This is a genomic window from Dyella sp. AD56, assembly GCF_002878475.1.
Taxonomy (GTDB): Bacteria; Pseudomonadota; Gammaproteobacteria; order Xanthomonadales; family Rhodanobacteraceae; genus Dyella.
In genome coordinates, this window is sequence record NZ_NRDP01000007.1 from 285,421 (window position 1) to 307,599 (window position 22,179).

Below are 22,179 nucleotides of genomic sequence, written 5' to 3' on the forward strand. Positions count from 1 at the left end.
CGGGGCGCCCCTCTGCTCCTGCGGGTAGGCCTTTGGCCGAGTTACATGTCGTGCTTGTTCACGTCGAAGCCACGGCGCTTGTACTCGGTCCATCGTGTGCGGGAACCGTCGCGTTCGGCGGGATCGGCAGCCACCACTTCCAGCACGCGGTCGTAATGGCCGGGCGCACACTCTTCGCGAAGATTGATCAGCATCGGCCGGTCGGGTGTGTCGATGCCGGGTGGCACGATCAGCACTGCGGTGGTGTGGTCGTCGTCGTCACCAGCGAGCTGGTGCGTGATGAAACCATTCTCGTCGAAATCCCACAGCATTTCGTCGATGGCTTCGGCTTGCGCGAAATCGCGAGCCAGCACCAGCGTGGGCTGCTGTGCCGCATAAGCACGTTTGGCCAGTTCGCACACCAGCAGCAGAGGCTGCTCGCGAAAGCGCGGCTTGTCGATCAGGTAGAAGTCGGCGCGAGGCATGGGCGAAGCCTTTCAGTTTCGTCATTGTCGTCATTCCGGCTTTGTGCCGGAATGACGGTATGAGCGTGACGCGACACGTCGCTTAGTTATGCGGCGCGGTCGATCAGCCACTGCACCAGCAGCGACACCGGGCGGCCAGTGGCGAGGCCCTTGCGACCCTCGTCCCAGGCGGTGCCTGCGATATCCAGATGCGCCCAGCGCTGGCCTTCGGTGAAGCGCGCCAGGAAGCAGCCGGCCGTGATGGCACCGGCGTTCTTGCCGCCGATGTTGGCGACATCGGCGAAACCCGACTCCAACTGCACCTGGTAGTCGTCCCACAGCGGCAGACGCCATGCGCGATCGAGGGTGGTTTCGCCAGCGGCGATCAGCTCAGCGGCGAGGTCGTCATGCTTGCTCATCAGGCCGCTGGCATGCTTGCCCAGCGCGATGACGCAGGCGCCGGTCAGCGTGGCGGCGTCGATCAGCACCTTGGGCTCAAAGGTTTTCGCCGTGTAGGTCAGTGCGTCGCACAGGATCAGGCGGCCTTCGGCGTCGGTATTGAGCACTTCGATGGTCAGGCCCGACAGGCTGGTGAGCACATCGCTGGGGCGGTAGCTGTCGCCATCGGGCATGTTTTCCACCGCCGGCACCACGCACACCAGATTCACCGGCAAGCCCAACTTCACCGTAGCCACGAAGCTGCCGAGTACGCCAGCAGCGCCACCCATGTCGAACTTCATTTCTTCCATGCCCGGGCCCGGCTTGAGGCTGATGCCGCCGGTGTCGAAAGTGATGCCCTTACCGACGAAGGCGTACGGCTTGTCGCCTTCCGCGCCGCCCTTGTAGTTCAGGATGACGAGCTTTGGCTTGTTGGCTGAGCCGCGACCCACGGCCAGCAGCGAGCCAAAGCCCAGTTCGCCCATCTTCTCGTGGTCCAGCACGGTGCAGTCGACCTTGTCGTGCTGCGCGGCAAATTGCTCGGCCTGCGAGGCGATGTAGGCGGGGTTGCAGATGTTGGGCGGCAGGTTGGCCAACTCGCGGGCGAAACGAACGCCATGCGCAATGGCGGCGGCCTGGTCCAGGCCCGCCTTGGCGTCGTCGCCAGCGGCAAAGACGATGGCGCCCAACTCCGGCTGCGGGGCCTTCTCGCGCGGCTTGAAGGTGGCGGTGTAGCGATAGGCTGCGAAGTCGGCGGCGAGGGCGGCCGTGCGTACGCGCCAGGCAGCGTCGTGGCCCGGCACGTCCACTTCAGTAAGGTAGGACACAGCTCCGTCGACCGGCAGGCGGCCCAGGGCACGGGCGGCCTCGATATTCACCTTCTGATAGCGTGCACCATCGAACGTCTTCTGCGTTCCAAGACCCACCACCAGCACGCGCCTGGCTGCCACGCCCTCCGGTGCGTACAGCACAGCCGTGGTGCCGGCCTTGCCGTTGATGTCCCCGCTTTCGACCTGGCGCTTGATGGCGCCGTGCGCGGCGGTGTCCACGCGGGCGGCGGCACTGGTGAGTACGCCATTCTCGTAGACGCCGACGACCACGCAAGGGGTTTCGACGGATTCGGGAGCGACGGAGCCAAGGCTGAACTGGAGAGTCATGAAGATGTCCTGCAGAAAGGTCCGGAAAGGTTCGGACAGGCTAGACTTGAGGTTTGCTGCACCCGGATGGGGCGGCGCCAAGCCCTTCATCTTATCGCATGTCGAGAAACAGTCCCCAAGAACAGGCGTCCAGCCCGTACACTTCACTGCTGTTTCCCCGCCCGCGCGCCCGCGCGGGTATCCCCGCGCGTGAGGACCGGTTCTGAGCATCCTCGATCGTTATTTCCTGCGTGAGCTGGCGCAAACCATCGCCGCCACCGCCATCGTGCTGCTGGCCGTCATGGCCGGCACCTCGTTTGCGCACGTGTTGCAGCAGGTGGCGAACGGTAGCTTCCCGGCCAGTGTGATGTTCCAGGTGCTGGGCCTGAACATGCTGGACGGCCTGTCCACACTGCTGCCGCTGGCCGCCTTCCTGGGCGTGCTCAACGGCCTGGGCCGTATGTACCGCGAGAGCGAAATGCACGTGCTGGCCTCGTCCGGCATGGGCGCATCGGGCCTGCTGCGCCCGATCAGTATCCTGGCCGTGGTCATCGCGATCCTGGTGGGTGCGGTGGCGTTGTGGTTTGGTCCCTGGGCTGCGCGCACATCGGACCAATTGGTGGCTGCGGCCAACCGTTCGGTGATCGCCGCGGGCCTCGATGCAGGCCGTTTCACCGCGCTGCCGGGCAAGGGCGGCATCATCTTCGTGGATGAGCTGAGTCGTGACGGCAGCATATTGGGCAACACCTTCATCGCCACGGAGCGCGCCGGTCACGACAACGTGCCGCACCTGAAGATCGTCACCGGTAAGCACGGCCAGCTTTATCAGGAAACCGACGGCAGCGGCCGCTTCCTGGCCTTGTGGACTGGCTTCCAGTACGACATCCCGCTGGGCGCGGACAACTGGCGCAAGATGGAGTACGAGCGCAACGATGCGTCGCTGGACAGCATCCAGTCCGACGATGACGAGGAAGACCCCGCGCACTCGATGACGCTTAGCCAGCTGCTGCGCGCCGACAATCCGGATACACGCGCAGAATTCGCCTGGCGCACCATTGCGCCGTTCATGACGCTGGTACTACTGACGCTTGCGTTGCCGCTGTCGCGCCAAACCCCGCGCGAACCGCGCTTTGGCCGTCTGTTCCTGGCCATCCTCACGTTCTATTTCTATTACCTGCTGCTGGCCATCTGCCGTGGCCAGATCATCAAAGGCCACTGGCACCACTCGTTCCCGATGTGGCTGATCACCTTGATCGTGTTCATTGCAGCCGCCCGCATGTTCCACAACCAGTACTCCCCGCGTAAGCCGCGCAAGGCGGGTGCCTGATGGCCTCCCTGCGTATTCGCCGCGTCGACTGGCTGGTCGGCACCACGGTGCTGGGCTCATTGCTCACCGTGTGGCTGGTCATCACCGGTCTGGACGCGGTGTTCCAGTTCCTGCGCCAGTTGGGCAACGTGGGCAAGAACGGCTACACGGTGACCAACGCCGTGGTGTACGTGTTGGTCACCTTCCCGCGCCGTCTGTACGAAATGTTCGGCAATGCCGCGCTGATCGGTGGCCTGCTCGGCCTGGGTGGCTTGGCTGCCACCAACGAGCTGACGGCGTTGCGTGCGTGTGGCCTATCCAAGCTGCGCATCGCGGCATCCGCGGTGGGCGTGGTGGCGATCCTGGTGGTCGGCGTGGTGATCCTCGGCGAAACCGCGGCACCATGGGGCGACCAGCAAGCGCAAGCTATGCAGTTGCGCCTGAAATCGAACAACGTGGGCATTGGTGGCACCTCGGGCCTGTGGGCGCGCGATGGTGACCGCATTATCAACGCCAAGAGTTGGGTGGCTAAACGCACGGCCACGCACAGCACCGTGCAATTGCTCGACGTGCGCGTGTTTACGCTAACGCCGGATGGCCAAGTAACGCGATTTGATTGGGCACAGACCGCCGAGCATGACGGTCGGCAGTGGGTGATGAGCAAGGTGCGCAGCACCACCCTCGACGAGGCTGGCACGCATTCCCATACGGCGGACAGCCAGACCTGGGATTCCAGGCTCAATCCGCAGGTGCTGGAGCAATCGGTGATCCAGCCGCAGTACCTGCCCATGCGCGACCTGCGGCGCAACATCGCCTATCTCGAGCAGAACGGCCAGAATCCAGGCGTCTATTCCTCCGCCTTTTGGACGCGCGCGCTATACCCGGTGAACGTGTTGGTGCTGGTGTTGCTGGCCATGCCGTTCTCGTTCGGTACGCTGCGTTCGGGTGGTTTGGGCAAGCGCATGTTCATCGGCATGTTGCTCGCCATCGGTTGGTACTTCCTGCAGAAGGCGATGGTGAACTTTGGCACCGTATACGGCGTGCCTCCGCTGATGGCCAACTTGTTGCCCGCGGTGATCCTGGCCGTCATAGCCTGGGTGTACTTCCGCAAACACGGCTAGCGCCGGGTTGCATCTCATACAGGAGCGCACGAGTGCGCTCCTGTATGGACTCGACGCAAGCGTCGTCAGTCCTCTTCGACGGTGTTCGCCGGTTCCGCATCCGCCACGAACTGACCGTCTTCCGCCAATTGCGCGAACAGGCCACCCTGGCGGATCAGTTCGTCGAAGCGTCCTTGTTCCACTAATCGTCCCTGGTCCAACACCAGGATCAGGTCGGCGTGCCTCACGGTCGACAGGCGATGGGCGATCACAAAGGTGGTACGGCCCACGGTAAGCCGGTCGAGCGCGCGCTGGATGCGCACCTCGGTGGCGTTATCGAGCGCGCTGGTGGCTTCGTCGAGAATCAGGATGGGCGCATCCTTGAGCATGGCTCGCGCGATTGCCAGGCGCTGGCGTTCGCCGCCTGACAGCGATCTGCCGCGTTCGGCCACCAGCGTTTCCAGCCCCTCGGGTTTGCGCGCAATGAACGTCGCCGCTTCGGCGGCAGCAACAGCGTCCTCGATCTGGCTTGGATCCGCATCGGGATTGCCCACACGCAGGTTGTCCAGGATGGAGCGGTAGAACATGCCCGCGTCCTGGAACACCACGCCGATGTTTCCGCGCAGCGATTCCAGCGTAACGTCGCGAACATCGTGGCCGTCCACGGTGACGCGTCCAGCACTCGGATCGTAGGCGCGATACAGCAGGCTCAGCGCCGTGCTCTTGCCCGCGCCGGTGGGGCCCACCAGCGCGATGGTGCTGCCCGGTGGCGCGCGAAAGTTCAGATCGTGCAGTGCCGGCTGCACCGGGTCGTAGCCGAAGCTCACGCGGTCGAACACCACCTCGCCGCGCACGCGGGGTAGGGCGATGGCGCCGGGGCGATCCTCGATCTCGGATTTCCGATCCAGCACGGTGAAGAAGTCACGCAAGGATTGGGACTGGAAGAACAGGTTCGAGAGAAAGGTGGCGAACTGCTCCAGTCGTCCGATCAGCAACATCGAAAAGCCGACGAAACTCACGATGCCGCCCACGCTGATCTCGCCGCGCGCATGCAACGCCGCACCCACCGCGAAGATCGCCACGATGGTCAGCGTGCTGGCGGCGCGATTGAGCACTGAAAGAATCGCCCAGCCGCGCAACACCGGATATTGCGCGTTGAGCGTGCGCGTCATCAGTTCGTGCAGTGCGCGTGACTCGGCGGCGAGGCGGGTGAAGCTCTGTACCACGGTCACGTTGCCAAACACGTCACCGGCGCGCGTGGCGATCTCGTGGTGTAGTTCCTCTACCTCGCCCTGGGCTTTGTGCGTGCGCTGCACGGCGATAGCGTTGAAGATGGAGAAGCACAGCAGCAACGCAATCATCAGCAGCGCTAGCTTCCAGTTGATCCACAGCGCCACCGGTACCATGACGAAGATCGACAGCAGTGTGGCCAGGTGCTCACGGAAGAAGCTCAGCCAAAGGTTGAACAGGTTGCTCACGCCTACATTCATGATGCGCGAGAGCCGCCCGGTGTGATACTCGCCGTGGAACGACATCGGCATCGACGCCGCGTGTTCGAAGAACAGCGCGATGGCGGCAAGGCGGCGCCGGTGCGCAAGTCGGTCCGCGTGCAGTGATACCCACACGTTAGCCAGCACACCGGCAAAACCCACGCCGGCCCATAGCCCGATCAGGCGCGGTGCGTCACCAGGCTGGGCACCCAGCGCATCCACCACGCGGCCGAACAGCACGGGTTCGAGAAAGAACACGCCGGCCAGTGCCAGGTTGGCGAGCGCCAGGGTGATGGCCAGCTTCTTCTCTGGAGCCAGCAACCCAATGACGCGGAGGTAGAGACGCAGGAACGACATGCTGTGGCCCCAATGACTCGCGTCCCCGCTCCATGCAGGGACTTTGTGGCAAGGCTAGCCCAATGGCGCATCTGGCGTCAGCGGCCCTTGCCCGGCGGGGCGCGACCGAGCAAGCTTTCCATCTATTTCTGACATGAGAAGACCGCCGTGGAACTGATCGACCTGCGTAGCGATACCGTGACACGTCCCACGCCGGCCATGCGCGCGGCCATGCTCGATGCCGCCGTAGGCGATGACGTCTATGGCGAAGACCCCACGGTAAACGCGCTGCAGGAGCGTCTGGCTGCTGACCTCGGTTTCGAGGCGGGGTTGTTCGTGCCAACGGGCACGCAGTCGAACCTAGTGGCACTGATGTCGCATTGCGAACGCGGCGATGAATACCTGGTCGGCGCGGATGCGCATACCTACAAGTTCGAGGGCGGCGGTGCCGCTGTGCTCGGCTCCATCCAGCCGCAACCGATCCCACACGATACGGACGGCAGCCTGCCGTTGGACAAGGTCGCCGCGGCGATCAAACCGGTTGATCCGCACTTCGCCCGCACGCGCCTGCTGGCGCTGGAAAACACCTGGCACGGCCGGGTGCTGCCCATGGATTACCTAAAGGCTGCCCACGATTTCGCTCGCGAGCGCGGACTGGCGATTCATCTGGACGGTGCGCGCGTATTCAACGCTGCCGTGGCCTGTGGCGTACCCGTGCGCGAGATCGCCAAACACTTCGACAGCGTGTCGGTGTGTCTGTCCAAGGGACTAGGGGCACCCGTGGGCTCGGTGCTGGTCGGTTCGTCGACCCTCATCGAGAAAGCCCGCCGTTGGAAGAAGGTGGCGGGCGGTGGCTGGCGACAGGCCGGCATGCTCGCCGCCGCGGCGCAGTTCGCGCTCGATCACCATGTTGATCGCCTGGCAGATGATCACGCGCGTGCGGCGACGCTGGCGGCAAATCTGAGCGATGTTCCTGGCGTGAAGCTGTTGGGTCAGCACACCAATATGGTGTTCGTCGATGTACCGGCGGATCGCTTGCGGGAATTGGACGTCCATTTGCGAGGGGCGGGTATCCGCATCAGCATCGGGTATTTGCCGACGTTACGGTTGGTGACGCATTTGGATGTGGATGATCAGGGTGTGGCGCGGACGGTGGCGGCGTTTCGGCGGTTTTTTGTGGGGTGATGTTGTTGGGGTCTTGCCCGTGTGGGGTGGGCGTGGGGAGCGTGGTGCCGCCGCTTTAGCTTTTGCTCCCTCTCCCCTTTGGGGAGAGGGTTGGGGTGAGGGGACATTCTTGCCTCACTACTTCAAAAGAACCGTCACCCCTGCGCAGGCAGGGGTCCAGTGACTTTGCACTTGGTTGTCGCGTTGTAGCGATCTGGCTCGCCTGCGGCGGGCTTTCGCCCTCCTACCGGAGGCCGAGTCACTTTTCTTTGCTTGCCCACGCACGCGCAGGAGCGCGTGCGAACGGCGAAGCCGGCCCGAAGGGCGGAGGGCAGGATGCCCGGAGTAAAGAAAAGTAACCCAAAGAAAAGGCACCCAAAGAAAAGGCACCCAAAGAAAAGGCACCCCCACTTGGCGCTGGCCGGTGAAGCCGGCCAGTTCGTGAGGGGCGGCCGGGCTTTTCGACAGGGCATCCTGCCCTGGCGAAAAGGGATCGGCATCCTTGCCGATCCCCCTGCGGGCCTTCTCGTCTACCCCTCACCGCCGCACAGGGGGCCCGAAGGTCAAAAGCGCCGAGCCGACGGCTCGTGCAGCGGAGCTGCACATCGCACTCGCAGGTCGCGTTGCTCCTGCTCCAAGTGCACAAAGCCAAAGTAGGCGGAAATCACGATTGCGTGGCGAGTTCTCCACGCCGGTCGGGAAGCGTAGCGTCCCCTTTGCCTTGCTCCAGTGGTGGGAAAGCGTAGCGCTCCCTTTACCTCGCCTCTGCGGTAGGAAAGCGTAGCGTGTTCTTTCCCAAGCCTCAGCGATCGGGAAGCGTAGCGAAGCCTGCTTTAAGTCCTCTCCGCGACGGCGCGTTGCGAAGTGTTCCGATGTACCCGCTGTGTAGCGGCGAAGGTGGCCAAGCAACAAACTGCCTCACGCGTTCGGGCTTATCCATGCGGAATGCTGCGAGCGTCGGCAGACGATCGAAACGCCCGCTGCGTAAGCGGCCCGATCGCCGTAGCGCACGAGGCGACAGCCAACCACAGACGCAACTGGATGACCAGCCATTCGGCTGTTAAAAAGCGCTTCCTGTCTCCGCAGGGATGACGGTTTCATCGAAACGGTACAGCGAGCACCCACCCCTCACCCCAACCCTCTCACCAAAAAGGCAGAGGGAGCAAACGGCGCATGCCGCCAACTACCAGGTCTTCACCCGCTGATTCTCCGGCCGCCACATCGGCTGCCCCTGTTTCACATCGAACGCCTCATGGAAATCCGGCGCCTGTCGACATGACGGCACACGACTCCATCGATCGACGGCCGTCTACTGGACCTATCTGAGTAATTGACCTGTAGCGAAGCGAGAGATCGCTGCCGGACAAATTTGAGAGTTTCCTTATTTCTTGGTGGTGCGGCCTTATGAGACAAAGGCCCACGTCAGCCATTGGAATTTTCTTTCCCGCCAACGGTACGTCATTACCGTCAGAAGGGTCATCGCATTCCGAGGCCTACTTCAACGTTCCAGTCGACCTATGGAAAGACGACTTTGGACCTCAGGAAGCCATAGATCATGAGCTTGCAGAGCATGCTGCGCAGGGGCGCTGTCATTCCGCTGGAGTCTTGCTGCTCCGTGCTTATCCACGCCACACAGACCAAGGCTGAGACGGCGCTGTTCGGTGCCGACGTCCTCGATGGGAACGGACAAAACGTGGGTGTCGTGGCGCATGGAGTCCAGGTATTTGTTCGCGGTCCGGGGGCACGCTGACCGCGCGTTGGGATAGCGACGCTGCTCGGTCATATCAGATCAGTTACGCATGAGCGCTGCACGCCAGCGAGCAGGGCGGTGCCCTGCTCGAAACGGTTGAGGCGACATGTTGATGAAGCCAGCAAGGCACGGTGCCGCTGTGCCTTGCACATTCCAATGCCTTCCGTGGGAGCGGATCGTGACGTCCTCAATCTCAGCAAATCATCGTTTTTATCACCGCATGCAGCGCAGCGTGGCCGTGATCGTGTTCGCTTGTCTGGCGTGGCTGTTTCTTGGCGCGTCACCCGCCATGGCCACCATAACGAGCTGTAGTAATCCTATGCCAGGCGGTTTCACCTTCGCACTGCCCTCCGGCACCTTCAGCGTTCCTCGGAACATGGGGCCCAATACGCTGGTTGTTCCCTGGAGCGACTGGTTTGTGGGTGGCACATCGGTCTGGAGCTGCACGGGGCTAGGCGCCCCCAACGGGGAATACAACGGCGCCGCCGTCTGGATGCAGAGCCTTGTGCCGACCGGACAAACCTATACGGCCGGTGGCATCAGCTACACCGTGTTTGGCACCAACGTCGCCGGCATCGGCATGGTGGTTGGCCAAAGCGCCTACACCCCGAGTGGCTGGCAAAGCGACCTGACCGGAAAGCCCTATGGCTACTTGGTAGTCACGACGCCTTCTCCGGGAGGCGGCTGGGGAAACACGGGAAATTGGGGTCCGCTTTCCTTTGGTTTTCGCGTTCGTGTCGCCTTCGTGACAACAGGAACGGTTCAAGCGGGCACGGTGTCTTTTCCTGGGCAGGTCGGTTCGGTGGGCATGGTCGACTATGTCTCTGGCACCTATCCCGTCACGCCCACGCACGGGCCCATGAATATCGCCCCGATCGGTTTCGTCGGCGGTCCGACCTTCGCCGTGGTCGCCTGCCAGACGCCCGACGTGCGGGTGCCTTTGGGGCAATGGCCGCAAACCACTTTCACCGGTATCGGCAGCACCAGTGGAGCCAAACCGGTGAATATCAGCCTCAACAGTTGTCCGGCCGGGTTGAACAGCATCACGTACCGCGTCGACCCCGTCACCACGGTGGTGAATGCCACCCAGTCCGTGGTCGCTCTCGATGCGTCGTCATCGGCGACAGGCGTGGGTGTGCAACTGCTCGACAGCTCGGGTACGCAGCCGGTTCCGTTGCAGACCTGGATCACCTTCACTGGCTACAACGCAGCCATGGGCGGTGACTACACCATTCCACTTCAAGCACGCTACTACGAGACGGCTGCCGCGGTTTCGCCCGGTGTCGCCAATACGGCTATGACGTTCACCATGCAATACCAGTAGTTGCGATCGACGCCGGATGTGTAAAAGAAAAAGGCCAAGCGAGTTGCTTGGCCTTTTTTTTAAAGAAGGGCGCGTGATGTGCCCTCGTTTTCAGCGGAGGAGGCAGGACGAAGCCTGCCGGCCATTCCGATGGCGTGTTACCAGATCTTCACCCGCTGATTCTCCGGTCGCCACATCGGCTGCCCCTGCTTCACACCAAACGCCTCATAGAAATCCGGCACATTCGACAATGGCCCGTTTACACGCCACTTGGCCGGCGCATGGACATCGGAGAGCAAACCAGTGCGCAGCATCTCCTCGCGTTCCTGCGACAGCCAGCCGAGCGCATAGCCAAGGAAGAAGCGTTGCAGTGGCGTGTAGCCGGCAATCTTCTCGCCCTTCTTGTATTGCTCGGTCTTCTTGAATGCATCGAGGCCGATCATGATGCCGCCGAAGTCCGCAATGTTCTCGCCCAGGCTGGCCTGGCCGTTGATGTGGATGCCGGGCAGGGGTTCATAGGCGTTGAACTGCTTCACCATCACGTCGGCGCGCTGCTTGAAGCGGGTGGCGTCTTCCTTGGTCCACCAGTCGGCGAGGTTGCCCTTGGCGTCGTACTGGCGGCCTTCGTCGTCGAAGCCGTGCGTCATCTCGTGGCCGATGGTGGAGGCGGCAACGTAGCCGTACACCACCGCGTCATCGATCTGGTCGTCGGCGAAGCCAGGGATCATGAACTGCGCGGCGGGCAGCACGATCTCGTTGTTCGACGGGTTGTAGTACGCGTTGTAGGTCTGCGGCGTCATCTCCCATTCCGTACGGTCCACTGGCTTGCCGAACTTGGAGATCATGTCCTCGGCTAGCCAGCGCGTGGCGCTCATCATGTTCTGTGCGTACGACGTGCGGCCGATGGTCAGCGTGGAGTAGTCCTTCCACTTGTCCGGGTAACCCACCTTTTTGGTGATCGCGGCCAGCTTTTCGTGGGCCTTGGCCTTGGTGGCCGGGCTCATCCAGTCGAGCTTGTCGATACGTTCGCCATAGGCCGTGCGCACGGCTTCCACCATGGTGTTGTAGCGCTGCTTGGCGGCTTCGGAGAAGTAGTCCTTGACGTAGATGCGCCCGAGGATCATGCCGAGTGCTTCGTTCTCCGCGCGCAGCGCGCGCTTCCAGCGGGGTTTCTGCTGCGCTTGGCCGTTCAGCGTGCGGCCGTAGAAATCGAAATGCTCGGTGTCGAAATCCTGGCTCAGGTAGCTGGCATAGGCGTCCACCAGATGCGCGCGCATGTAGTCACGCACTACGGGCGTGGGCGTCTTGGCGAGCAGCGCCTGCAGGCCGCTGAAGAATTCGGGCTGGCCGACGATCACGGTGCTCGCGGGCAGTTTCCATCCGGCGAGGCGGGAGCCCCATGCGATGGACGGCGTGTACTTCGCCGTGAGGTCCGCGGGCGACATCTTGTTGTAGTTCTTCTGAGGATCGCGCAGGTCCTCGAGCGGTCGAGAGAACTTGGCGAGCGCGGTCTCGAAAGCCATCACCTGCTTGGCGCTGCTTGCAGCGTCGGCGTCGCTCTTGCCCAGCATGTGGAAGGTACGGTGCAGGTGCTCTACGTATGCATCGCGTACCCTGGCGACGCCCTTCTCTTTGTTGAAGTAGTAGTCGCGCTCCGGCAGGCCCAGGCCACCCTGGTAGAGGTGCACGGCCATGACGTCGCTTTGCTTTTCGTCCTGCGACACCTGGAAGTCGAAGAACGGGCCGACGTTTAGCAGCTGTAGCGCGAAGGCCTCGTCTAGCGCGGAGTTCACGTCATGCACGGCATCGATGCGTGCCAGTTCGTCATTGAGCGGGGTGATGCCGAGCTTGTCGGCCTGCGCTTGGTCCATGGCGGTGGTCCAGAAATCGCCGACCTTCTGCTGATCGCTGCCGGCCTTGGCGTTCTTGTCGGCGGCCGCGTCTTCGCTGATCTTACGCAGCTTGGTGTAAAGCTCGTCCTGCACGACCTGGCCGATGCCCCATTGCGATTCCTCGGCCGGAATCGGGTGGCTCTTCAGCCATGCGCCATTGGCAAATTCGAAAAAGTCGTCGCCGGGTTTGACTGAGGTGTCGATATGGTCGGCGACCACATCAGGCTTTGCCGTGGTGGGTGCAGAGGCCGGCGTGGCGGCATAAGCCGCGCCAACGGACGCTGCGGCGAGGGCCAGCGCGAGCAATCGGCGGGGCAGGGCAGGCGAGTTCGCTTTCATGCGGTCAGTTCTCCTGGAGGAATGTGGGCGTGACGTTGGGGAGGCAGTGCGCCCCAATGGTGCTGAAAATAAGGACGGGCGGGCGCGGCAAGAACTCAGATACCTAGCGCCAGTCGAGCGCCCAGGTCGGCCAGTGGCGACACCAGCAGCAGGCGCACGAGGATGAGCACGATCATCACCACCCACGGCGCGAAATCCAGGCCACCCGCCGTGAGCTTGCCGCGCAGCGGGCGCAGCAGCGGGTCCACGAGGGTGGCGGCGAGCCGGTAAACGGGGTGATGGGTCTCGACCTGGAACAGGCTCATCAGCGACCAGATGAAGATCAGCACCACGTAGAACATGGCGATGAAGTCGAGCGTGTCGGCGATCGACAATATCAGCAGCCCGACGATATGCGGGAACAAGCCGAGCAGTGCGAACAGCACGATGCGCTTGATGAGCATCAACAACCACACCAGTAGCAGGGCCGCGATGTTGATCCGCCGCCAGTTCGGCAGCAGGCGACGCAGAGGCGCCAGCACGACGTTGGTGGTGCGGTAGATGAACTGGCTCAGCGGGTTGTGGAAGTCCGCGCGGCTGGCCTCGGCAAGTAGGCGCAGCACAAACAGAGCGGCAGCGGCGCCGAAGGCCAGGTCGACCAGGAACGAAAGGGCGTTGACGAGATAGCTCACGAGGGGTCGTCCAATGCAGCGGCCAGCTGGGCACCACGGTGCGTAGCGGCAGCCACGGCACGGGCGATGATCTGGTGGAAATGATCGGCAGCGAAACTTTCCAGCGCGGCCTGTGTTGTGCCGTTGGGCGAGGTGACGCGTTGGCGCAGCACGCCCGGGTCCTCGCCGGTTTCCGCCAACATCCGGCCGGCGCCAAGACAGGTCTGCGCGGCGAGCGCGCGTGCTGTTTCGCGCGACATGCCCTGGGCGAAGGCGGCGTCTTCCAGCGCCTCTACCATGGCGAAGAAATAGGCCGGCCCGGAACCGGAGATGCCGGTGACCGTATCGATCAGTGCTTCGTCATCCACCCAGCGGGTGATACCCACGGCATCCATGATGTGTTGGGCCTGGGCGCGCTGCTCGGGGCTGACACGGCGGTTGGCGAACAGGCCGGTGGCACCGGCCCCGATCAGTGCGGGCGTGGTGGGCATGCAGCGCACGATGGCGAGAGCATGACCGAACCAGCGTTCGAGCTGGTCGATGCGTACGCCCGCTGCGATGGAGATCAGCATCGGCCGTTGGCGGGCCAGCGTATCGCGCAGCTCGGCGTGGATGGCCGGCATGATCTGCGGCTTCACCGCCAGCACCAGCACGTCGGCCTCGGCGGCGGCCAGGCGGTTCTCGGCATAGCAGGCGATACCGTATTCGCGGCCCAGTTCCTGCCGTGCGTCCGCCCTCGGCTCAGCCACGGTGATGGACGAGGCGGCCACGCCGGTCTTGAGCAGGCCGCCGATCAGGCTGCGCGCCATGTTGCCGCCACCGATGAAAGCGATACGAGTCATGTAAGAGCCTGTCTTTCCTTTTGAGGGCGTACCTTACCGGAGCCGGAAGCGCTCGTCCCGTGGCGAAAGTGTCGGCCGGGATAGCACCCCGGGGACGAAATCTTTCAACGTGGTCCGCAGTTTGCAGCTTGCGGCCAAAGGAAAGACTGGCTGGCCGGCCCGCGCGGCGAGTAGTATCGGCCCGCTGCTTGGGGAACGGGGATGTGACCGGTCGGACGGCATGGCGCCTGGTGCGCCGCATCGTCGCGTCCAGTGGAAACCCCCGCTTCCGGGCATGAGCCAGCCAGACGATTGGGTTCAAGGGGAAACCAGATGGATATCGCCGAACTGCTTGCCTTCTCGGTGAAGAACAAGGCCTCGGACTTACACTTGTCCGCCGGTCTGCCACCGATGATCCGCGTGGACGGCGACGTTCGCCGCATCAATATCCCCGCGCTGGACCACAAGCAGGTCCATTCGCTGATCTACGACATCATGTCGGACAAGCAGCGACGCGACTACGAAGAATTTCTCGAGGTCGACTTTTCGTTCGAAATTCCCGGGCTGGCGCGTTTTCGTGTCAATGCGTTCAACCAGAACCGTGGCTCGGGCGGCGTGTTCCGTACCATTCCCTCGGAAGTGCTCACGCTGGAAGACCTTGCGGCACCGTCCATATTCCGCGAACTGATCGAGCAGCCGCAGGGCCTGATCCTGGTGACCGGTCCGACGGGTTCGGGTAAGTCGACCACGCTGGCGGCGATGGTGGATCACATCAACAAGAACGAATACGGCCACATCCTCACCATCGAGGATCCGATCGAATTCGTGCATACCTCGCAGAAGTGCCTGATCAACCAGCGCGAAGTGCACCGCGACACGCACGGCTTCAACGAAGCCTTGCGCTCGGCGCTCCGCGAAGATCCGGACTATGTGCTGGTGGGTGAGTTGCGCGACCTGGAAACCATCCGCCTGGCGCTGACCGCCGCGGAAACCGGACACTTGGTGTTCGGTACGCTGCATACCAGTTCGGCGGCCAAGACCGTCGACCGTATCATCGACGTGTTCCCTGCCGGCGAAAAGCCGATGGTGCGCTCGATGCTGTCCGAATCGTTGCGCGCGGTGATCTCGCAGTCGCTGCTGAAGAAAGTGGGCGGTGGTCGTATCGCGGCGCACGAGATCATGGTGGGCATCCCGGCCATCCGCAACCTGATTCGCGAGGACAAGGTGGCGCAGATGTATTCGTCCATCCAGACTGGCCAGCAGTACGGCATGCAGACGCTCGACCAGAACTTGCAGGACCTGGTGAAGCGTGGCCTGGTGACGCGTCAGCAGGCATCGAGTTACGCGCGCAACAAGGACATCTTTAAGGGCTAAGCTGTTCGGGGCGGCGGTCGCCGCTCCGCTTGTCCTGGCCTGACACTCCGTTCCCCTCTGGGAGGGACCTATGAGCGACTTCGATTTCACCTCCTTCCTCAAACTGATGGTGCACAAGAAGGCATCGGACCTGTTCATTACGGCCGGTGTCGCACCCTCGATGAAGGTGCAGGGGCGCATCGTGCCGATCACGCAGAGTCCGTTGTCCGCCCAGCAGGCGCGAGACATGGTGCTCAACGTGATGACACCCTCGCAGCGCGAGGAATTCGAAAAGACCCACGAGTGCCAGTTCGCCATCTCGGCGCAGGGCGTGGGCCGCTTCCGCGTGTCGTGCTTCTATCAGCGCAACTGCGTGGGCATGGTGTTGCGCCGCATCGAGTCGAAGATCCCGACCATCGAGGAACTCAGCCTGCCGCCCGTCATCAAGCAGTTGGCGATGACCAAGCGCGGCATCATCATCTTCGTCGGCGGCACCGGTACCGGTAAATCCACCTCGCTGGCGTCGATGATCGGCTACCGCAACGCCAACTCGACCGGCCACATCATCACCATCGAGGATCCGATCGAGTACGTGCACAAGCACGAGGGCTGCATCATCACGCAGCGCGAGCTGGGCATCGACACGGATAGCTGGGAAAACGCGCTGAAGAACACGCTGCGCCAAGCTCCCGACGTGATCATGATCGGCGAAGTGCGTACGCGCGAAACGATGGAGCATGCGATCAACTTCTCGGAAACGGGTCACCTGTGCCTGTGTACGCTGCATGCGAACAACGCCAACCAGGCAATGGATCGCATCCTCCACTTCTTCCCGGAGGATCGTCGTTCTCAGCTGTTCATGGATTTGTCGTTGAATCTCAAGGGCGTCGTCGCGCAGCAGTTGATCCCCACGCCGGACGGCAAGGCACGTCGCGTGGCGGTGGAGGTGCTGCTGGGCACGCCGCTGGTGCAGGACTACATCCGCCAGGGCGAGATCCATAAGCTCAAGGAAGTGATGAAGGAATCCACCAACCTGGGCATGAAGACTTTCGACCAGAGCCTGGTCGAGCTCTATCACGCCGGCGAGATCTCCTACGAGGACGCGCTACGCCACGCCGACAGCTCCAACGAAGTGCGCTTGCGTATCAAGCTTGCACAAGGCGGTGACGCACACACGCTGTCGCAGGGCCTGGACGGCGTGGAGATCGAGGAAACCAAAGATTCGCAGAACTTCGGTGGTGGGCTCCTGCGTCGCTGACGTCATCGATTTAAGAAGCGGCAGCCAAGAAGAAGGAGCCCAAGGGGCTCCTTCTTCATTTCAGTCACCTGATACGGTGCGCGAAGGTTTACTTGGCCGTATCGCTGACCGTCAGGCCACTGGCATCGACAGTCTTTACGCCCTTTACTTTCTTGGCGATCTGCGTGGCCTTGGTCTTTTCGGCGGCGCTGCTTGCCGTACCGGTTAGCGTCACGGCGCCATCGGCCGTCGATACGGAGATGTCATTGCTCTTGATGCCGTTGGTGGTAGCTAGCTCAGACTTCACCTTGGTGGTGATCCAGGCATCGTTGGTCCTGCCAGGGACGGTTTCGTTGCTGGTCTTTTGCTGCATGGCCGCGTCCTGGGCCTGCTGTTGCGCGGCCCCGTTCTCCTGTGCCTGCTGGGCGGCAACCTGCGCGAATGGCATGGCCGAGAAGGCGGTCGCCAGGCCAACGGCCATCAGCGTCTTGCGAAACAGGTTGTTGGTGCGCATGGGAATCTCCTGTAGTGGGGAAGCGCTGTCCATGAGACAGACGGTTGCCGCTCGTTGTGGCATCCGTGAGGCCATCCCAACAGCCTCTGCATGAATTGAAGATGGCTGTGAAGAAAATTTGTTCAGCACGTAATTACGCTTGGCAACGTCGCGTCATGGCGATGTTGAAAGAACGTTCCGGTGGTTAAGATCGTGCGAATTGTGATGTGCATCACAAGAGCGCTGGTGAGGAAGCGTGAGCTTCCTGTTTTTGCGTCCACATATGCGTAGACGCTTTCGATACAAACGGCTGGCTAGTCTGCATGCCACGTCCGAGGGGCGACGAAGCGTCTTGTGAAATAGACGGCTATACGGCAAATTTGGGCAGCGAAGCACAGCCTGTGCTGGCTTGATTTCGGGGGGAATCATGGCCGAGTTGGAAGTAAGGGTCGTATCCGAGCGTAGAGAAGGGCTCCTGGTAGAGCTCGGGCGTCTGGTCACCGAGTACGGACACGTACTTATCCGTCAGCGACTGGTGCAGGAGGCGCACGGCGCCTGCCTCACGCTAGTGCTGCGCGGGCCCGACGAGCGGCAACTGGCATTGGAGGAAGCACTGGGCACGCATCCACGCGTACTCAGTTTCGAATCGCTGCGGCCACAGCTTATGGAGGCGCCGCCGCCGCATGCCGTGGTGGCCCCGCCTGTGGTCCGCGCCGCGCCAGCACCCCATGTGGCAGCCGCCAGCATTCCACGTCCTGCGGCTCCACCGGATAGCGCGCCTATCGCCGCTGGCGCTGATGTGGGGCGTGTCGAGCGCATGCTGCCCAGCCTCGCCAAGGACTATCCGCGCATTTTTCCCTGGCTGATCAACCTCGACTACGCCGTTGCGGCCGAAGCGCGCGATGCCTCGCTTTACCTCGCGGGGCGACGTACCGGCGCCTGGGTCTACAAGCGCGACTTCGCGCTTGGCGCAAAGCTGGGGCTGGTCGATGCCATACGTCGCATTGCCTTGCCTGCCATGCGCGTCTTGGTCACGGTCGAGCATCAAGAGAATCAGCTGCATGTCCGCGGGTGCCCGCTTTGTCAGCCGGGTGGTACCTCCGGTGGGCGTTTCTTCTGCGGATTCATTGAAGGCCTGCTCGCCGAATCCGTCGACGCGCGCTCGGTGTTCGCACGCGAGACCAGTTGCCACAGTCATGGTGCATCCATGTGCGTGTTCGACATATCCCACTGATCGTCGCCGGCGGAGTACGGCGTGGGTCGCTGGGTGTCCGTAGCCAACGAAGGGGGAAAACTTCATGCAAGACATGCATCAGCATTACAACGGGGTGCTGGTCGGTTTGTCGTATGCCGTATCAGTGCTGGGGTCGTTCACAGCGCTACAGTTTGCCTTGGGCATTCCATCGGCACAGAACGAAAAGCAGCGTTGGGGGGCCATCCTTGCCGCCGGGGCGGCGATGGGCGGCGGCGCTATCTGGGCCATGCACTTCATCGCCATGCTCGCCTGCAACATGGGCACGCAGGTGACGTACGACGTGCTATTGACGACGGTCTCGGCGGTGCTGGCGATCGTCGCGTGCTCGCTGGGGCTGGCGATCGTCGGTAGTGGCGCATTCCGTTTCATCAACCTGCTGTTCGCCGGCGTGCTGATGGGCCTGGGGGTGGCGGGCATGCACTATCTGGGCATGACGGCCATGCTGTCCTCGGCGCAGGTGTCGTACGACGGCGGCATCGTGGCCTTGTCGGTAGGCATCGCCATCGTGGCGTCGATGGCCGCGCTATGGCTGGCTTTCAATCTGCGCGGCAAGCTGCAGATGCTGGGCAGCGCGCTGGTGATGGGCGTTGCGGTCTGCGGCATGCATTACACCGGTATGTCGGCCATGGAGGTGAGTCAGGGCGATACGTTGCCGGCCGGTTTCGAGCAGGGCATGCAGGGCGAGCACCTGGGCCTGGCGATTTTCGTGGTGGTCGTACTGCTGCTGGCCGTTGCGTTGGGAATAAGCATCGTGCGGCAACAGCGGCGCGCTGCGCTCTCCATTTGAGCTGACGATCAGCAGGCAAAAAAACGGGGCGCCCAAGGCGCCCCGTTTTCGTTTCCACCGTAGGTGGACGACTTACTTCAGTTCAGTCTGGCTGGTGATCACCACGCCATCGTTGGTCATGCGCAGGTCGCCGTTGAGCGACTTGATGCGCGCGGCCTGTGTTTCCATCGACTCGAACTGTGCCTTCGAGCGCTCGGCCGTCGCCTTAGCGGTGGCCTGTGCCTGCGGATCGTCCGCCTGTGCTTCGGCCGTGAGTTCGGCGATGTGCTCGGCCTTCTGTGCCATGGCCTTGACCCAGGCCTGGTACATCTCACCGCTCAGGCTCAGTCGGCCAAGGCGGCCTGCGTCGCCGCCAGCGGCGTTGAGCAGTTCACCCATCTTCACTTCTTCGCCTTGGCCTACGGCCAGCGCCAGCGATTTCGGACCCATCGCGGCCCATACCGGCGCACCCAGCGGGGCGGTCAGTTCGGGCGGCAGCGCCACCGGCTTGCCATCCGGCGTGAGCTTGAGTTGCTGCAGGCCCGACGATGCCATCTGCGCCATCGCAATGAGGCCGGCGGGGTTGGAGGTGCCGATCAGGATGCGGCCGCTGAACTTCGGCATGGTGTCGTTGCTGCCGGCGTCGAAGCTATCCAGCGCTACGCGCAGACCGAGCAGGTCGCCGATCGGCGGCACGGCGGCCTGCTGCGACATCAGGCCGATCTTGGCGAAGCCTTCGTTGAGCTCGGTGAGCGTGGGGCAGGTGAACGGCTTGGCGGCGACGGCGTCGGCCTGTGCGCTCCAGAAGGGGCGCAGCTGAGCGATCGGCACGGCGACGCTGATGTCGAACGGCGCGGTGCCGGCGGCGCCGAGGCCGGGCAGTTCCACCTTCATGCCGCTGAAGGCCTTGGTGATGTCGTCAGCCAGCGCGACGTCCCAGCGGATGTCCTGATGCTTCTCGTCGAGCTTGGTGTAGCCGAAGCTGATCGAGGGCACGCGCGAAGCGATACGGGTGGCATCGGCTTCGCACGCCGGCGAGACCTTCAGCTGGTTGGCCACCGGCTCACCGGTCTTGGCCGCTTCCGTTTCGGCGCGTGCCTTGATCAGCGCGTTGAACAACGGGTCCTTGCCGCTGGCTGCCAGCGGCAGCAGACGTGCCAGATCCACTTGGCCGATGGCCCATGGCTGGTAGTCCTTAGCCTTGGCGAGCTTGTCGAGGCGACCGTCGTCCTGGATGTTCTTTTCCGGACGGTCGATGCCGAAGGCCAGGCGCAGGGTGGCTTCCGGCGCGTCGGCCGGCAGCACGGCCGCTACGGCCTGCTTGCCAACTTCGGCCAGTACGATCTGCACACCGGCATCGGCGGAGAGGTGCTTGCGGTAGCTCTGTCCGCCGACGGTCGCGGTGTCGAACGGCTTACCGTAGGCAGCCTCAAGGCGGCCGACGAAGGCATCGAAAGCCTTCGAGTCGGTCAGTTCGAAGCGAGCCACCGGGGAGAGGCCAAGGCCGTAGAAGGCGGAGCGTCCCTTGATGTTCAGGCCGGCATTCTGCGCGAACTGCTCAATGGTCTTGCCGTCCAGCTCGGCGATGATGGCCTTGAGCAGACGGGACAGGTCGGGGTCTTTTTCCGCCATGTCGTCGGCGGCGGAGCGCAGCTGGGTCAGTTCCGACGGCAGCTGGGCATCGGCCTGGGTGAGCAGCGCCTTGCGCGTGTCGTCGTCGAGCACGTCGAGGTTGGCCACCACGTACGGCGTGTCCGCCGGTACGAAAGCGAGGGGGGCGTCCTTGTCCTTGTGATGGCATGCAGCCAGCAGGACGCCAGCAAGGCCTAGCGCGGCAATGCGCTTCGTCGATCGCATGTCTAATCCCTTGAGTGAGGTGATGTTGCGCCGCGCATTATGCCTTTATTTGTGACATATCGCGGTGAGCCACGGCCGGTCGGCCGTGGCTGGGGGCAGGGCCTGGCAGGTCGAGCTTAGCGACCCAGTACCTCGGCGAGCACCGCCATGCGCACGAAGACGCCGTTGCCGACCTGTTCAAGGATGCGCGACTGCGGGCCGTCGGCTACTTCCGGGGCAATCTCGATGCCGCGGTTGAGCGGGCCCGGATGCATCACTAGGGCGCCCTTGGCGGCGCGTGCCAGGCGGCGGTTATCCAGGCCGTAGCGATTGAAGTAGGCCGTCTCGTCCGGCAGGTCGGTGGCGGCCATGCGCTCCTTCTGAAGGCGCAGCGTGATGACCACGTCGGCACCTTCCACGGCGGCATCGAAATCGTCAGTGAGCACGCAGCCAGGGAATTCAGCGGCGTCAGGCATCAAGGCCTGCGGCGAACACAGGCGGATCTCCTTCGTGCCCATCGCCTTGAGTGCATGCACGTCCGAACGGGCCACACGCGAATGCTTTACATCGCCACAGATGACTACGGTGAGCTGGCTGAAGTCCGGGCGATGCTGGCGAATGGTCAGCACATCGAGCAGGCCCTGGGTGGGGTGGGCGCGGTTGCCGTCGCCGGCATTGATCACGGAAACGCCGCTCATGGCATGGCGTACCAGTTCTTCCGGCGTACCTGACACCTTGTGGCGTACGACGATGGCATCCATGTGCATCGCCTCCAGCGTGTGCAGCGTGTCGAACAGCGCCTCGCCCTTGCTGGTGGAGGAGAAGCCGATGTCGAAGTTGATGACGTCGGCGCCAAGGCGTCGTGCGGCTAGCTCGAACGAGGTGCGCGTACGCGTGGACGGCTCGAAGAACAGGTTGAGGATGGTGCGGCCGTTGAGCAGCTCCAGCTTGCGCGTGCCGTGGGCGCATCCGTCGCGCATGGTCTCCGCACGGTCGAGCAGCCGCTCGATGCTCTCGCGAGGTAGGTGTTCCAGGGTGGTGAGGTGGCGCAAGCGAGAGCTCATGGCGGGC

At 63.1% G+C, this 22,179-nt stretch carries 18 protein-coding genes; 9 read left to right on the forward strand and 9 right to left on the reverse strand.

Going from position 1 to position 22,179, the window contains the following annotated elements; translation table 11 throughout:
- Positions 1-41: 41 nt before the first annotated feature.
- Together DyAD56_RS07360 and DyAD56_RS07365 are read right to left on the reverse strand one after the other, a co-directional pair.
- Positions 42-464, reverse strand: coding sequence for a DNA polymerase III subunit chi (locus DyAD56_RS07360; RefSeq protein WP_102302092.1), 423 nt, complete (start codon positions 462-464; stop codon positions 42-44).
- A gap of 86 nt (positions 465-550) precedes the next feature.
- Positions 551-2,038 (reverse strand): leucyl aminopeptidase, encoded by a 1,488-nt coding sequence (locus DyAD56_RS07365; RefSeq protein ID WP_102302172.1) that lies wholly within the window; start codon positions 2,036-2,038, stop codon positions 551-553.
- Positions 2,039-2,303: 265 nt separating this feature from the next.
- Here DyAD56_RS07365 and lptF point away from each other — a divergent pair, with 265 nt between their 5' ends.
- Positions 2,304-3,344, forward strand: coding sequence for an LPS export ABC transporter permease LptF (gene lptF / locus DyAD56_RS07370; protein ID WP_233202320.1), 1,041 nt, complete (start codon positions 2,304-2,306; stop codon positions 3,342-3,344).
- The gene (gene lptG, locus DyAD56_RS07375) at positions 3,344-4,444 is read left to right on the forward strand and encodes an LPS export ABC transporter permease LptG (protein ID WP_102302094.1); all 1,101 of its coding nucleotides are present in this window, start codon (positions 3,344-3,346) and stop codon (positions 4,442-4,444) included. Before lptF ends, lptG begins: the two co-directional genes overlap by 1 nt.
- A 65-nt stretch (positions 4,445-4,509) precedes the next feature.
- Here lptG and DyAD56_RS07380 read toward each other — a convergent pair whose 3' ends face one another.
- Entirely contained in the window at positions 4,510-6,270 is a 1,761-nt protein-coding gene (locus tag DyAD56_RS07380; RefSeq protein WP_102302095.1) for a glucan ABC transporter ATP-binding protein/ permease, read from the reverse strand.
- A gap of 147 nt (positions 6,271-6,417) precedes the next feature.
- On the opposite strand from DyAD56_RS07380, the gene ltaE reads away from it, so the two are divergent.
- The 3 genes from ltaE to DyAD56_RS24235 all read left to right on the forward strand — a co-directional run bounded on the left by ltaE (position 6,418) and on the right by DyAD56_RS24235 (position 10,487).
- Entirely contained in the window at positions 6,418-7,434 is a 1,017-nt protein-coding gene (gene ltaE, locus DyAD56_RS07385; RefSeq protein ID WP_102302096.1) for a low-specificity L-threonine aldolase, read from the forward strand.
- Between the two features lie 1,534 nt (positions 7,435-8,968).
- Positions 8,969-9,163, forward strand: coding sequence for a hypothetical protein (locus tag DyAD56_RS07390; RefSeq protein ID WP_102302097.1), 195 nt, complete (start codon positions 8,969-8,971; stop codon positions 9,161-9,163).
- 178 nt (positions 9,164-9,341) lie between these two features.
- Complete coding sequence (locus DyAD56_RS24235; RefSeq protein WP_233202321.1) at positions 9,342-10,487, forward strand: fimbrial protein; 1,146 nt, start codon at positions 9,342-9,344, stop codon at positions 10,485-10,487.
- Positions 10,488-10,624: 137 nt separating this feature from the next.
- On the opposite strand, the gene DyAD56_RS07400 is transcribed toward DyAD56_RS24235, so the two are convergent.
- The 3 genes from DyAD56_RS07400 to proC all read right to left on the reverse strand — a co-directional run bounded on the left by DyAD56_RS07400 (position 10,625) and on the right by proC (position 14,189).
- Positions 10,625-12,697 (reverse strand): M13 family metallopeptidase, encoded by a 2,073-nt coding sequence (locus DyAD56_RS07400; protein WP_102302098.1) that lies wholly within the window; start codon positions 12,695-12,697, stop codon positions 10,625-10,627.
- Between the two features lie 95 nt (positions 12,698-12,792).
- A complete protein-coding gene (locus tag DyAD56_RS07405) occupies positions 12,793-13,368 on the reverse strand; it encodes a YggT family protein (RefSeq protein WP_102302099.1) in 576 nt (191 codons plus the stop codon).
- Positions 13,365-14,189, reverse strand: coding sequence for a pyrroline-5-carboxylate reductase (gene proC / locus DyAD56_RS07410; protein WP_102302100.1), 825 nt, complete (start codon positions 14,187-14,189; stop codon positions 13,365-13,367). Before proC ends, DyAD56_RS07405 begins: the two co-directional genes overlap by 4 nt.
- A gap of 312 nt (positions 14,190-14,501) precedes the next feature.
- Between proC and DyAD56_RS07415 the strand changes: the two genes are divergently transcribed.
- Both DyAD56_RS07415 and DyAD56_RS07420 read left to right on the forward strand, forming a co-directional pair.
- Positions 14,502-15,542, forward strand: coding sequence for a type IV pilus twitching motility protein PilT (locus tag DyAD56_RS07415; RefSeq protein WP_102302101.1), 1,041 nt, complete (start codon positions 14,502-14,504; stop codon positions 15,540-15,542).
- Between the two features lie 70 nt (positions 15,543-15,612).
- The gene (locus DyAD56_RS07420) at positions 15,613-16,779 is read left to right on the forward strand and encodes a PilT/PilU family type 4a pilus ATPase (protein ID WP_102302102.1); all 1,167 of its coding nucleotides are present in this window, start codon (positions 15,613-15,615) and stop codon (positions 16,777-16,779) included.
- A gap of 88 nt (positions 16,780-16,867) precedes the next feature.
- Here the strand turns inward: DyAD56_RS07420 and DyAD56_RS07425 are convergent, their stop codons facing one another.
- On the reverse strand, positions 16,868-17,272 hold the full coding sequence (locus DyAD56_RS07425) for a BON domain-containing protein (RefSeq protein WP_102302103.1): 405 nt from the start codon (positions 17,270-17,272) through the stop codon (positions 16,868-16,870).
- Between the two features lie 406 nt (positions 17,273-17,678).
- Between DyAD56_RS07425 and DyAD56_RS07435 the strand changes: the two genes are divergently transcribed.
- Together DyAD56_RS07435 and DyAD56_RS07440 are read left to right on the forward strand one after the other, a co-directional pair.
- Positions 17,679-18,485, forward strand: coding sequence for a hypothetical protein (locus DyAD56_RS07435; RefSeq protein WP_146010457.1), 807 nt, complete (start codon positions 17,679-17,681; stop codon positions 18,483-18,485).
- Positions 18,486-18,549: 64 nt separating this feature from the next.
- Complete coding sequence (locus tag DyAD56_RS07440; RefSeq protein ID WP_102302106.1) at positions 18,550-19,293, forward strand: MHYT domain-containing protein; 744 nt, start codon at positions 18,550-18,552, stop codon at positions 19,291-19,293.
- Positions 19,294-19,365: 72 nt separating this feature from the next.
- On the opposite strand, the gene DyAD56_RS07445 is transcribed toward DyAD56_RS07440, so the two are convergent.
- On the reverse strand, positions 19,366-21,129 hold the full coding sequence (locus tag DyAD56_RS07445) for a hypothetical protein (RefSeq protein WP_102302107.1): 1,764 nt from the start codon (positions 21,127-21,129) through the stop codon (positions 19,366-19,368).
- Positions 21,130-21,245: 116 nt separating this feature from the next.
- Complete coding sequence (locus DyAD56_RS07450; RefSeq protein ID WP_102302108.1) at positions 21,246-22,172, reverse strand: aspartate carbamoyltransferase catalytic subunit; 927 nt, start codon at positions 22,170-22,172, stop codon at positions 21,246-21,248.
- Positions 22,173-22,179: the final 7 nt, after the last annotated feature.

Coding starts and splice junctions, on each gene's coding strand:
- DyAD56_RS07360 (WP_102302092.1), bottom strand. CDS start 464: ATGCCTCGCGCCGACTTCTACCTGATCGACAAGCCGCGCTTTCGCGAG.
- DyAD56_RS07365 (WP_102302172.1), bottom strand. CDS start 2,038: ATGACTCTCCAGTTCAGCCTTGGCTCCGTCGCTCCCGAATCCGTCGAA.
- lptG (WP_102302094.1), top strand. CDS start 3,344: ATGGCCTCCCTGCGTATTCGCCGCGTCGACTGGCTGGTCGGCACCACG.
- DyAD56_RS07380 (WP_102302095.1), bottom strand. CDS start 6,270: ATGTCGTTCCTGCGTCTCTACCTCCGCGTCATTGGGTTGCTGGCTCCA.
- DyAD56_RS07390 (WP_102302097.1), top strand. CDS start 8,969: ATGAGCTTGCAGAGCATGCTGCGCAGGGGCGCTGTCATTCCGCTGGAG.
- DyAD56_RS07400 (WP_102302098.1), bottom strand. CDS start 12,697: ATGAAAGCGAACTCGCCTGCCCTGCCCCGCCGATTGCTCGCGCTGGCC.
- proC (WP_102302100.1), bottom strand. CDS start 14,189: ATGACTCGTATCGCTTTCATCGGTGGCGGCAACATGGCGCGCAGCCTG.
- DyAD56_RS07415 (WP_102302101.1), top strand. CDS start 14,502: ATGGATATCGCCGAACTGCTTGCCTTCTCGGTGAAGAACAAGGCCTCG.
- DyAD56_RS07420 (WP_102302102.1), top strand. CDS start 15,613: ATGAGCGACTTCGATTTCACCTCCTTCCTCAAACTGATGGTGCACAAG.
- DyAD56_RS07425 (WP_102302103.1), bottom strand. CDS start 17,272: ATGCGCACCAACAACCTGTTTCGCAAGACGCTGATGGCCGTTGGCCTG.
- DyAD56_RS07435 (WP_146010457.1), top strand. CDS start 17,679: ATGGCCGAGTTGGAAGTAAGGGTCGTATCCGAGCGTAGAGAAGGGCTC.
- DyAD56_RS07440 (WP_102302106.1), top strand. CDS start 18,550: ATGCAAGACATGCATCAGCATTACAACGGGGTGCTGGTCGGTTTGTCG.
- DyAD56_RS07445 (WP_102302107.1), bottom strand. CDS start 21,129: ATGCGATCGACGAAGCGCATTGCCGCGCTAGGCCTTGCTGGCGTCCTG.
- DyAD56_RS07450 (WP_102302108.1), bottom strand. CDS start 22,172: ATGAGCTCTCGCTTGCGCCACCTCACCACCCTGGAACACCTACCTCGC.